The organism is Pricia sp. (assembly GCF_041745955.1).
Lineage (GTDB): Bacteria > Bacteroidota > Bacteroidia > Flavobacteriales > Flavobacteriaceae > Pricia.
This window is the reverse complement of sequence record NZ_JBGTHY010000562.1, coordinates 1-12,906: the sequence shown is the minus strand read 5'-3', so window position 1 is coordinate 12,906 and position 12,906 is coordinate 1. Positions and strand designations below refer to the sequence as shown.

The following is a 12,906-nucleotide window of genomic DNA, read 5'->3' as shown; positions in this document are numbered from 1 at the left end:
GGTTTCTGGATTCCTTAGAATTTAACAGTTCAAACCTATCGAATGTCAATCATCCTTTAATTATCGCATGCTATTGATAATCAATAGTATAAACTATTTTTTTTATCATATTCAATTCCATATCAAAAAAAGGGGGGGAGGGGAAAACCACAGAATGAACTACTTCGGAGGCAGAGCCACGGGGAATGCGAAGTGCGGAATGGCAAATGGGGAAATTAAAATTTAAACCAACTTAAAAGAAACTACATCGTGGAACTTCTTTTGTGCCAGAATGGATATGGCCTTGTCGGACAATTGTAGAATACGCGGATATCCGCCCGTGGTCTGGCCGTCTTTCATAAGAACGATCAATTTTCCCGATGGGGTAAACTGTACGGTGCCCGGCAGCGTGGCCGAGGTAAGCATCGACACCTCATGGCCGGTTATTTGCTCTTCCAATTGATAGGCCATCCGGTTGTTTTCGTTGGAAATATGGAATTCCCTATAAAACAGGGCCTCCAATTGTTTGTCGCTTAACATGCCGTATTCCGGTCCCTTGGAGACCTCCAGCACCTTTTCATCCAAAAAGCAATCGACCTTGATTTCCGATATTTTCGGAGTGAATCGCTCTAGGCTGTTATAGGGTATTTCGGCCCTGTCGGCAACGTGGTCCTTAGCGGTTATGGAAGAAAAAAAGGAACGGCTGCCCAACACCAGGGGCGCCCTAAACCCGCCCTTGATCGCCAAATAGCTACGAAAGCCTTTTTTCAGCTTGCCGTATGATAAAATGTCTCCTTTCTCGACCTTTAGTACATGAAACGCTTGGACAGGCTCGTTGTTAAGGGTTGCCGAAATCACGGCACCGCCCATGCAGATATAACTAGCTTCCCCGAATTCTAGGGTAGGGCCTGTCATCGTGATTTCGATGACCGCGGCATCGTCATCGTTTTCCAGGAGCATGTTGACCTTTTGCGCCGAAAACGAATCCATATATCCCGCCACCGGAACTCCCTTGTCCAAATACCCATACCTGCCGGCATCTTGCACGGTGGTGAACAATCCCGATTTTAATACCTTAAGCATCCAATATAATTTTTTCCACTTTATAGATCCCCACTTCGCCCTCGATCTTGTGCAGGTCGTATTCCGCCCTTTCTATGGGGTAAAACTGTACCTTGTCACCAACGTTTACAAAGCAGGGGACCGATTTTTTCGGATCGAACATCGGCACCGAGCAATTACCGATAATGTTCCATCCGCCCGGGGAATCCTGAGGATAGATGCCTGTCTGCTTTCCTGCCAGACCGACGGCACCTTTGGGCACCTTGGGCCTTGGTTTCGATTTCCTAGGAATTTCCAATGCCTGCGGGATACCGCCCAAATACATAAAACCGGGCAGAAAGCCAATACCGTAAACCGTATATCGATGCTCGGTATGCAGTTCAATGATGCGTTCTATAGACTGTCCGGAACGTTTCGAAACCTCTTCGAGATCTATCCCGAATTCGAGATCATAACATACCGGAAGCCGCCACAACAATTTTTCACGGTGAACCTCCTTTTTATCGGCCGCATACCACTGCAAAAGCTTTCCCTTGAAATTTTCAAAATCGATCGGTTTTTCCCGATGAATAAGCGTGAGGGAATTGTAAGCGGGCACCATTTCCCATTTTTCATCCTCAAAACAATGATTTTTAAGGTGCTGTATAAACTGCAGTATATCTTCTAGAATGGCCTCTTCGACACGGTTGGGCCATTCCACTAAAATGGAATGTATACCGAAGGGCCGTATGGAAATATCGTAAGTGCTCACTTTTTGATCCGTATGCTTTGGTTCGGTAATTCTTTCGAAAGATACGATACTATTTCAAATGCCGAAGGGGTATCGCTGTGAATACAGAAAGTTTCGGCCAAAATTTTTACGGTATTGTCAGTAAGGGTCCGCACTTTTTGATGCTTTACTATCCGGACGATATGTTTCAAAACAGCTTCGGGGGACTCGATCAGTGCCTGCGGATGGCTTCGGGAAACCAAACTGAGGTCCGTATTGTAATTGCGGTCGGCAAAGGCTTCATAGGCTATCGAAAAATCATGTTCCTTAGCTTTTCTCCCTATTTCGGAGCCGTAGGGAACATATATTAGGGTATTTTTTTTATACTCGGCAACGGCAATCAAAAAAAGTTCGGCCAGTTCGGCGTTCTTGGCGATTGTATTGTACAAGGCACCATGGGCCTTAATATGGTGCAAGCGGATGTTTTCTTTTCCGAGGATGCAAACAAGGGCGGCTATCTGTTCTTGGATGCTTTGGATAAGTACTTCGGATGGGATATCCATAGCGGCCCTTCCAAAATTTTTTATATCGGGATACGAAGGATGCGCCCCGACCTTGACGTTAAATTTCTTCGCCAAACGGACGACCCTTTGCATTGAGGATGCGTCCCCCGCGTGGCCGCCACAGGCAATATTGCACGAGGAAATCAGGGGAAACAGTTGCGCCTCGTTTCCCACGCCCTCCCCTACGTCGCAGTTGATGTCGATTGAAAAGTTTATGGGTTTATTAGTTTATGGGTTTATGGGAAAATGTTGAATTTAGGTGGTTTAAGGTTTAAGTCTGCCTTCGGCAGGTTTACGGTTCAAGGGTGCTCGGTGCTCGGTTAGACCTTTAATTTTAGTCGTTTAAAATTAAGCTAAAAAATAGGAACTGTACTCTTTATGGGATGATGGATTGCACAATTTCCCTTAATTTCGCCGGATGGTCAAAAACCTACAAATCCGCCTAAGTCTTGAAGAAGAGGCCCAAAAAGGAAGCCTGAAACAAAGGGCCGCCAAGTATTTGGGGCTTTCCGAGCAGGAGTTTGTCCTAAAAATCCTTCGTAAATCCATCGACGCCCGAAAGCCGACCGTGGTTTTCAACTATAAACTGGCCGCTTATCTCGGTGAAGATATACATGAAAATAGCTACACTTTTGATTATAAGGATGTTTCCAAAGCCAAATCCGTACATATTGTCGGATTTGGCCCCGCTGGCATGTGGGCGGCGCTCCGCTGTCTCGAACTGGGGGTCAAACCGATCGTGCTCGAACGCGGCAAGAACGTTCAAGACCGACGCCGTGACCTGAAGGCCATCAATCAAGACCACCTCGTCAACGAAGATAGCAATTACTGTTTCGGAGAAGGAGGTGCGGGCACCTACTCCGATGGAAAACTTTATACCCGAAGCCTTAAACGCGGTGATGTACGGCGTATTTTCGAGAGTTTGGTACACCACGGTGCAACGGAACAGATCTTGGTTGACGCCCACCCGCATATCGGCACGAACAAGCTGCCTAAAATCGTTCAAAATATACGGGAGACGATTTTAGCGCATGGTGGGGAAGTCCATTTTAATACCAAAATAACGGATTTTGTACTGCGGGACAATCAATTGATGTCCCTTGTCTTAAATACCAAAAATGAAATGCATGTGGACCGGGTGATATTGGCGACCGGCCATTCCGCCCGGGATATTTTTTACCTGCTCGACCGGAAGAACATTGCCCTAAAAGCCAAATCGTTTGCCATGGGGGTACGCGTCGAACATCCTCAGCACATTATCGATTCCATTCAATACAATTGCGGGGATCAACGCCCCGAATTGCTTCCTGCTGCGGCCTACAGTCTTGTAGAACAGGTAAAAGGCAGGGGCGTTTACTCTTTTTGTATGTGCCCCGGCGGGTTTATCGTTCCAGCTGCAACGGCTCCCGGCGAAGTGGTGGTCAACGGGATGTCGCCCTCGCGGCGTAATAATCTATTTGCGAATTCCGGAATCGTAGTGGAAATCAATGTGGACGAAGATATCCGTAAATACGACCATTTCGGGGCATTAAGGGGATTGGAATACCAGAAAGATTTAGAACGCTTGGCCTTTACTTCAGGTGGTCGCACCCAAGTAGCGCCCTCACAACGGATAACGGATTTTGTGGAAGGACGGATTTCTACGGATCTGAACCCCACATCTTACCAACCTGGACTGCTAAGTGCCCCCCTGCATTCCCTTTTACCAAGACTGATCGGCAGCCGTTTGCGAAAAGGATTTGAGGAATTCGGAAAGAAGATGAAAGGCTATTATACCTACGAGGCGAATATCGTCGGGGTAGAATCCCGCACCTCATCCCCGGTGAACATCCCCAGAAACAAAAATCTGGAGCATCCGGAAATCAAAGGGCTGTTTCCCTGTGGGGAAGGCGGTGGCTATGCCGGGGGCATCGTTTCGGCGGCCATGGATGGGGAAAGGTGTGCGGAGGCGGCGGTCGAACAATCTCTTCGTTAAACAGCCAGCAGTTTAATTTTGATGGATTCTGTACTATCTTTACCCAACATTTAAGTCTACCAAGTTTTTAAATCATAAAAATCGGAATTGTCCGTTATACCCTCGACCCTTGGACCAGAACCAAAACAGATGATGCAATTTTTCAGCAGAAAAAAATTCCTGATCGATTACCTTGATGGTTTTATCGATATCCATAACCATATCTTGCCCGGTATCGATGACGGGGCCAAGACCGTGGAGGAATCCATCGCTCTGATAAAGGCGTTCGAGGAGTTCGGGGTGACCCATTTTATCGCTACGCCGCATATTATGCACAATTATTATCCCAATACTAAGGAGACCATATCTAATGCGCTTTCACAGGTGAAACATGCCTTGATTATTAATGACTTGAAGCATATTTCCGTTGAGGCCGCTGCCGAACACATGATCGATGACAATTTTGAGCAGCTTCTGGAAACGGAAACGGCAATGGCGATCCGAAAAGAATATCTTTTGGTAGAAATGTCATACCTACAACCCCCGATCAATTTTGAGGAAGCCATTATCAAGACCGCCTCAAAGGGATTTTATCCTATTCTCGCCCATCCCGAACGCTACGGATTTTTACACAACCGTATGCGAAAGTATACCGAGTACAAAGAACATGGCATCCTATTTCAAATGAACCTTTTGTCACTTGGTGAATATTATGGTAAGGAGGTGCCGAAAGTGGCCAACGAACTTCTTGAGGAAGGCCTTATCGATTTCTTGGCCTCCGACATTCATAATCTAGATCAACTGAATTCCCTTAAAAAACTGACCTTATCCAAGAAAGCGGTGGAACAGCTGCTGCCATTGATCAATACTACAATAGCCACCTTTTACTGATGCATTACGGAATCCATAAAAAAAAGGGCGCTTCCAAATTGAAAGCACCCTTTATTCGTATTCCGCCCAAAATCAATTCTGGATCAGCACTTTTAAGGTAACCGCTTTTCCTTGGTTCATCGCAATTTCAAAAAAGTAGAGTCCCGCTTTTAAGATGTGCACCGGTACTTGATAGGTGTCGTTATTTACAATGATTTCCTCTGGTCTATAACTGCTCAACAAACGGCCTTGAACATCGTGCACATTCACACCTAACATCATAAAATTGTCAGGTTGGTTTAGGATCCGTATGATGGCGATACCCTCTTTCGGGGGATTTTGTTCCAATAAAACGCCCATGACCTCTCCAGTAGGCGTATCACTGACCACGATTGATAGTGTGGCGGTATTTGAAATTCCGCCGGCATCGGTTATGGTAAGGGATACTTCATAGGTACCTTCGGCCAAAAAGGTATTTGCCGGATCGGCTACCGTAGCGGTATTCCCATCCTTGAAATCCCACAGGTAGCTGACGATATCCCCTAACGAATTACTACCGGTAAATGAGACTTCCAATGGCGAGCTGCCCGTGGTCGGTGTCGCTTCGGCAACCGCCTTAAGTTCTACATCCGGGTCCGGGTCTGGATCCGGGTCTGGGTCCGTAATTTCGGCGGGCAGAATTTCAATACCGGATATTTTTGGAAAATCCGTAATGCGCTCTAGGGTTATGGTCAGACTTTGATCAGTCACGCTTATATCGGTAAAACTCTCGACAATAGCCGTGGCGGCTCCACCTGCTTCTGTGAAAATATCGTAATTTTCCTTTCGTGCCTGACCTTCGATATCTATATTAAAAAGCCTTGAACCGGCACCCCCATTGGCACCATCACCGGGCAAGCCCCAATAAATCTCCGCAAAGTGCAAGTTGACATCGTGCATTCCGTTGGCTACCGGTATTTCATAGATTAGCGGACCATTATCACGATACCGTTCGGTCTGGTACAACTGATCATTATCGGTATTTGCGATCGGTGTGTTATTCGTAAACGCAATACCGCCATTTGAATATTGATCCGCAGCCCAATTGGTTCCCCCGAAAGTATAGGCAGGTCCACCAGCATTGATCCGATTTACGTTGCCTTGGGCGGAAACACTTACCGTAACCTCATCGACGCCATTATCGCCCTCATCGTCGGTAACCGTTAGGCGGAGCACATAAACCCCCTCGACCAAATTATTTATGGTCAATGTGGTTGTGTTCGCGCCATTCAAGGTAGCCGTCGGTCCACTAACTTGGGTCCACAGGTAGCTCACAATTTCACCGCCGTCGGGATCACTGCCAGATCCGGTCAAGGTAACACTGCTTCCGGGAGCTGCTGTGCGGTCTTCGCCCGCATTGGCCAAGGGTCTATCATCACTTGGTGGCAATGTGGTATTCTCATAGATTCGCGGTACAAGGTCGTTGAGCCATCCATTAGAAATCACATCATAATCCCCGTCATTATCGATATCGGTGACCCGCGCACCATCGTGGTGCTCAAAATCGAGGGCTCCATCATCAAGTACCTTTAAATTAAATTCACCGGAACCGCAAAGGTCGTTCTCGAACGCGAGCAAACGATGTTCACCGAGCCACTCCCCTACTACGATATCTTTATCGCCATCGAAATCAATGTCTATGGCAAAAACGCTTAAACTACCTCGGACATCGGTATCCAGCACATTTTTAACCCAAGGTTGGGTCGGGTCTGCCGGGGCTGCGAACCAAGCGAACTCATTTCGGTTCCCCGTGCCACCAAGGCCTAACTGCCCTACAACGGCATCAAGGTCACCATCGCGGTCGAAGTCCGCCAACTGTGCCCTATCAGGTGTACTGGTATAGGTAATTCCCGTATCGAAGGTCTCAAAATTAGTGTTGCCATTGTTCCTTAACCAGTTGATGCCTTGAAAAAGGTCAAGGTCTCCGTCTTGATCGATGTCTCCGGCCTGAATGTCCTCTCCGGATGAATCGGGACTAATATCCTCCAAGGTCCAAGTGCCCGTGGTCGGATTTGCCGAGGGCGTTAGCATCTGAACGGGAGAACCGGTCGATTCGGCCCCGTTCCAGTTGATGGCCATTTGATAGGGACCGCCTATGTCGAACACTCCCCCGGCAAGGCCGGCCAAGAAGGGTTCGTCAAAATCGGTAGTACCTGCGGGAATATTATTAAATACGGTAAAGTTGCCCTCCCCATCATTCTGTGCCCACAAAAGTTGGGCACTTTCATATTCATTATCAGGAGCAATACCTAAAGCGGTACCCAAAAGGTCCAAATTGCCGTCGCCGTCAAAATCATATACATGCACGACATTTCCGAAATTTTCCCCGATGGTGTTCTTTACCCAGTCGCCCGAAGCGGTTCCGGGATTTTTGTACCACCATCCTCCGGTAACGATATCCTTCAATCCATCGCCATCAAGATCGTCGTCGGCAAAGGTATAGACCGCTGTATACGTATTTGCCTCCAATTCATGCACCGTCCATGATTCGGGAAAGGGGGTTACGTTACAGGTGATATCGCTGGTTACATTGACCGTGACCTCGTCGAAAATACCGCTGGGCGTGTCGTCGGGATTGAAGAGTTCCAAGCGTATGGTATGGTTTCCAAATGCCAGGCCGTCAATGGCTATTGGGCCATAGCCTTCATGCTCTTCCAAGCTGCCGCCATCTATTAAATAATGTAAATGTCCGTCACCCTGTTCGCTTCTCCAGTTCTCGATCCGAAATGCCACTTCGAAAGGTTGGTTCACCTCCCAACCGTTCGATGGGGAGGTAATGGTAATATCGGCATCGGTCTCCCCGCCTCCGAAGGCATCGGAGGAAAGCACCTCGATACCGTTTATTTTAGCACCTTGTACTACTCCGCTAAGAATAATGCTGGCAAAACCGTCGTTGATCGGAATATTGTCAAATTCCTTTAGCAATACCGTGGCCGGATCGGTCTCGGCCAGGATATCGAAATCGGTCAATACCTGTTGACCCTCGATAACTACATTAAAGATACGTGAACCGGGCCCTCCAGGGGCACCACCGGGGCCGGGAAGCCCGAAGAAAATCTCGGCAAAGTGCAGTCGAATATCGTATTCCCCGGCCACTCCAACGGGAATCTCGTAGCCGAAGCCGCCGGTTCCCTCATTATTGTTAGTGCCTTCGGCAAAGCGTTCGACCTGGTACAACTGATCTTCGGTGGTTCCTTGGATCGGTGTAGTATTGGAAAATACCTGACCGCCCCGGTTGTACTGATCGGCACTAAAGGTGGTGCCGTTCAGGGTCACCTCCCCCCCTCCGGAGTTGATTCGGATCGCCTCGAACACCGAGAAGTCAAAACTAGCGGTAGCCATAGGTAGGCCGGCCGTATTTTGTACGTTGCTGATCGTCAGGGTATACCCGACCCCGGTAGCCAGGGGCGAGGTGGTCAGAACCACGGTCCGGTTATCGGACTGGAGTTCGGCCGCTGAGACGCTAATGCCATTGTCAATGGCGTAGTTGGCGATAGTCTGGGCAGTATTTGGACTAACATACTCCGAAAATAATACGCTCACCCTCGTATTGCCATCGAGCTTTACGGAATTTACCTTAGGCGGTGAATTGTCGGTAGAAACACCGGCGCCCACAAATTCGACGTAGTTCAGCCGAAAGATGTCCTGCCCCGAAGTACCCCTGAATACAAAAAAGAGGTCGTTCTTGCCCCCTGGGTCGGTAATCGGCGTCTGCACTTCTACCCAATCATCGATACCGCCCGTATTGGGGACTACGGTAGTTGCCACTAGGGTGCCGGTCGGGCCTCCCGTGCGGAATTCGATGGTACCCCCGGCATTGCCAGCGGCGACAAGATACTTTACGGCGGTCATGTTCGAGAGGTTGCGCCCTGTAAACGAAATAAAGCCGTTGTTACCGACGCTAATGGCGCTGTTTCCACCACCGAAGGTGGCGGAATTCCCAAGAATCTCCGTACCGCTTTGGGTATCGTAATACTCGGCTTCCTTGCGTTTGGGATGCAACTGGATCTGATCCCTGGAGGTTAGCCCTCCCGAATCGGTGTAGTTCGCGCCCAGTACAAAGAAAATATCCTCTTCGCCATCAATATTATGGTTATTGTCGGAAATCGTAATTGTTTTAGGACAGCCATCTATCGTAAGCTCGTCGTGAAAATGGTTGACATGGCCCACGGAGGGCACTACGTTGATGTCGGCACAAGCTATGGCGCCTTCCTCGGCATCGGTAACGTTCAGGTCGATAGCGATATCGTCGTTCCAACCGAACAGTCCCCCGTCGGGAGGGGAGGCAAAATCAAAGCTTGAAACGCTGTTCCCGGCATAGATGACGATGGTCTTTGCCGCTAAGCCCCCTTGACCATCATCGACCCTCAATTGGGCCGTATAGGTTCCGGCCTCGGTATAGGTATGGGTGTAATTGGGTTGTGTATTGTCTGGATTGTCGACTGTTCCGTCAACATCGATATCCCAGGCATAGGTCAGCGGGGAATCGCCGTTGGGATCGGTGGTCTTATCGCCCTTAAAATTTACGGTCAAAGGCAGGGGACCGTTGGTCACATCGGCCTCTAGCACCACATTGGGCGGGGAGTTGTCCGTTATACCGGTATAATCGACCCGGACCAGTCGGCCGGAACCCACGTTATCGGGACAGCAGCCGGCACCATAGGCCAAAACATACATCTTTCCATCGGGACCGACCTCCATATCGATAAATCCGTCACTGTTATCTGGAAACACCACGGGAGCCACTTGCTCCTCGGATAGGAGATTACCCTCGGCATCGGTATCAATAGCCCAAATTTGACTGGAATTGAAGTCGTAGTAGATAAGCAGGTCATCAAATTCTTCGGGCAGCCGCTGGTCATCGGGCAAATCCGGATCGTAGTTATAGCGAAACCCCACCAGATAGCATTCGCTGGGTTTATCGAGCCATGCCGGTTGTGCGGGGGGAAGATCGGTTGCGCCCGTATTCCATTGCGAAATGTTGACCGGGGCCAACGGGTCGTTAAAATAGGGAGGATTGGCGTATGTCATTTGGTAAGGGGCATTGTTCTCTCCCGAAAAATAGGGCCATCCGTAGTTGCCGGACGCCTTGGTCAGGTTGATCTCGTCAAGTCCCATAGGACCCTGTGGACCGGGGTTTTCGGCATCGGGACCCACCTCGGCCCAGAACAGCCAATCGTTGTTTTGCTTGTCGACATGTATGCGGTAGGGGTTACGGGCACCCATGACATAGATTTCCGGCCTACCTTGGGAAGGATTCTGAAAAAGGTTTCCCGGGGGAATCGTATAGGTGGTACCGGCGCCCGGTTTGATACGCAAAATTTTCCCGCGAAGATCGTTCATGTTCGAGGAGGACTTTTCGGCACTAAGGTCCGCGTTCGTTTCGGATATGGAGTTGTATCCATTGGGATAGCCAGAGTTGTCGCCAGTGGCGATGTACAGGTTGCCCTGGGAATCGAAGTCCATATCACCCCCTGAATGGTACGCCGCCGTTCGTGAGGTCTGCCATTGCAGCACTATCTCCTCGGAACTGAAATCCACTTGATTGCCGACCAGACTGAACCTTGAGACCCGGTTGCCTACAAAATCATTTGGCGAGTAGTGGAGGTAAATTTTAGAATTGTTTACGAAATCGGGGTCGACGGCTAACCCTACCAATCCGTCCTCCAATTGGTGGAACACCGGAAGCGTCCCAGCGGATACCGCCAACTGGGTATCGGGGTTGTAGATTAGAATTTGCCCGAAACGCTCAAGGATAATGATACGTCCGTCGGGCAGAAATTTGAAACTAGTGGAATTTTCGAGTTCGGTAACCAGGTCTACCTTCGCAAACTCATTCGGTAATTGGGCATGGAGTTGAATGACACTGGTAAAAAAAAGCAGAAAAATTAAAATTGAAATATTCGTAGGGTAAAATTTTTTCATAGCAGCAGCGTATTTTTCAGATAATTTTTCAAACTATCCTACACAAATATAAAACAATAACATTTCAACAGGTAATTACCCTACCGCTATTCGATTAAACCAGACTGAACGTCGATTAAATACCGTATTCATTCTTACCCATTTAAAAAAAAACCTTGAGGTCAGCCAAGGTTTTAAATCATATATAGAACTCTTTTTGAGTTCATTGCTGAATAGGGAACAGGTTAAAACTTCCACCATTTTTTCTGGGTCTTGCCATACCCATAGCCATATTTTCCGCCGTAGCCCAGATTCGAAGCCTCTACATCGTTGACTACAAATGACAGGCCTTTGATCTTGCCCTCTTCCTGTAACTTAATGGGGAAGTTTACCGCTTTGGTCTCGGTAACACCTGCCCTGGTAACATAAATCAGTAGATCCGCATAATCGCTAATAAGAAGGGTATCGGTAACCACCATCAAAGGCGCCGTATCAACGATCACGTAGTCATAGCTTTGGGCCACATTCTCAAAGAGTTCCTTCATACGGCTACTCATTAAAAGTTCGGCCGGGTTAGGGGGTATTCGGCCCGAGTAGATGACATCGATGGTGTTGTGATGGATCAGCATGGGGTTTACGATGTCGCGGACCTCTAGGGTATTATCGTATAGATATTCGGTAAGACCGGCATCTTTGTTCCTGCTGGGCTTGGCCATCTTATCGACATCGCTAGCCGTAAAAAAGCTATATAATTTAGGATTTCGAATATCCGCACCGATCAACAGCACCTTTTTATTCGTGCTCGACAATATCATTGACAAGTTGGTCGACAAAAATGTTTTACCTTCCCCAGGAACGCTAGAGGTAACGTACACAATGTTGCTCCTGCCTTTTTGCAGCTGTTTGGTCTTAATGATATAATCCAGGTTCGTTCGTATGATACGAAGGGATTCCGCCAGTACCGAACGATCTTCCTTAATTATGAATTTGTTATCTTTTTTCGTCAATTTGGGAAGTTCGCCCAACACTGGAATATCGCTCACCAATTTTTCCAGGGAATGCATGTTGTGTATCTTATTATCGAGCAGGTCATTGGCATAGATAATCGAAAAGGGCAACAGTAATCCTAAAATAAAGGATGCTAGGTATATTAAGGATTTTTTCGGGGATACCGGTGTTTTACTGACGTTATACGCCAGATCGACAACCTTCGATTTTGCAGAACTGGATGCTGCGGATATCTGGGCCTCTTCCCTCTTTTGCAAAAGATACAGGTACAAGGATTCCGTCGTTTGTTGCTGCCTGGTGATGTCCCTTAACGCCCGTTCCTTGGCAGGGGAGGAATAAATTTTGGAGTTGAAACGCGCCTGTTGGCCGCTCAAGGAGTTTACCGTCATTCCCAAAGTACTGACGCTATTGTTCAAACTTTGTTGCATACTACGTTTGAGGCCCGCAATCTGTTGATCTAAATTCACGATGACCGGGTTCTTTTCGTTCGAACTTTTCAATAGCCGTTGCCGTTCCTGCACCAATTGGTTATAGCGTTCCGTCGTACCGGCGATCGTCGGATCGGACAAACCTATATTGGTGGGCAACACCTCATAGCTTTCTTGGTTCGCAACCAAATCTTGCATCGATGACGCCATGTTCAGCTGATTTCTGGCATTGGCCAGTTCCTGTTGGTTGGCCACGCCAACGTTCAGGTTTACGTTGGCCTCGGCGGCGATATCGGATACTCCGGCCTCGGTCTTAAAATCTTGGGCCGATTGATCTACGCTGGAAAGATCCGTCGAAATATCCGCAATCCTTTCATTGATAAAATTGGA

7 protein-coding genes are annotated in these 12,906 nt (G+C 48.2%); 2 read left to right on the top strand and 5 right to left on the bottom strand.

The window, feature by feature from the left end; translation table 11 throughout:
* Positions 1-222: 222 nt before the first annotated feature.
* The 3 genes from ACEW8S_RS20295 to pxpA are packed head-to-tail and all read right to left on the bottom strand — an operon-like array spanning position 223 to position 2,511.
* Positions 223-1,062 carry a biotin-dependent carboxyltransferase family protein gene (locus ACEW8S_RS20295; protein WP_373519929.1) on the bottom strand — a complete coding sequence of 280 codons (840 nt, stop codon included), beginning with the start codon at positions 1,060-1,062 and terminating at the stop codon, positions 223-225.
* A complete protein-coding gene (pxpB, locus tag ACEW8S_RS20290; RefSeq protein WP_373519928.1) occupies positions 1,055-1,792 on the bottom strand; it encodes a 5-oxoprolinase subunit PxpB in 738 nt (245 codons plus the stop codon). The genes ACEW8S_RS20295 and pxpB overlap by 8 nt, the downstream gene beginning before the upstream one ends.
* Entirely contained in the window at positions 1,789-2,511 is a 723-nt protein-coding gene (pxpA, locus tag ACEW8S_RS20285) for a 5-oxoprolinase subunit PxpA (RefSeq protein ID WP_373519930.1), read from the bottom strand. The genes pxpB and pxpA overlap by 4 nt, the downstream gene beginning before the upstream one ends.
* Before the next feature lie 220 nt (positions 2,512-2,731).
* Here pxpA and ACEW8S_RS20280 point away from each other — a divergent pair, with 220 nt between their 5' ends.
* Together ACEW8S_RS20280 and ACEW8S_RS20275 are read left to right on the top strand one after the other, a co-directional pair.
* Positions 2,732-4,288: an NAD(P)/FAD-dependent oxidoreductase gene (locus tag ACEW8S_RS20280; protein ID WP_373519927.1), complete on the top strand. Its 1,557-nt coding sequence runs from the start codon at positions 2,732-2,734 to the stop codon at positions 4,286-4,288.
* Between the two features lie 129 nt (positions 4,289-4,417).
* A complete protein-coding gene (locus tag ACEW8S_RS20275; protein ID WP_373519926.1) occupies positions 4,418-5,158 on the top strand; it encodes a tyrosine-protein phosphatase in 741 nt (246 codons plus the stop codon).
* 72 nt (positions 5,159-5,230) lie between these two features.
* On the opposite strand, the gene ACEW8S_RS20270 is transcribed toward ACEW8S_RS20275, so the two are convergent.
* Together ACEW8S_RS20270 and ACEW8S_RS20265 are read right to left on the bottom strand one after the other, a co-directional pair.
* Complete coding sequence (locus ACEW8S_RS20270; protein ID WP_373519925.1) at positions 5,231-11,101, bottom strand: malectin domain-containing carbohydrate-binding protein; 5,871 nt, start codon at positions 11,099-11,101, stop codon at positions 5,231-5,233.
* Positions 11,102-11,325: 224 nt separating this feature from the next.
* Positions 11,326-12,906 (bottom strand): GumC family protein (locus ACEW8S_RS20265; RefSeq protein ID WP_373519924.1); only part of this gene is annotated, 1,581 nt, incomplete at its 5' end.

Bases quoted from the DNA above. Each gene is read 5' to 3' on its own strand.
- ACEW8S_RS20295 (WP_373519929.1), bottom strand. From the start codon at position 1,062: ATGCTTAAGGTATTAAAATCGGGATTGTTCACCACCGTGCAAGATGCC.
- ACEW8S_RS20280 (WP_373519927.1), top strand. From the start codon at position 2,732: ATGGTCAAAAACCTACAAATCCGCCTAAGTCTTGAAGAAGAGGCCCAA.
- ACEW8S_RS20275 (WP_373519926.1), top strand. From the start codon at position 4,418: ATGATGCAATTTTTCAGCAGAAAAAAATTCCTGATCGATTACCTTGAT.
- ACEW8S_RS20270 (WP_373519925.1), bottom strand. From the start codon at position 11,101: ATGAAAAAATTTTACCCTACGAATATTTCAATTTTAATTTTTCTGCTT.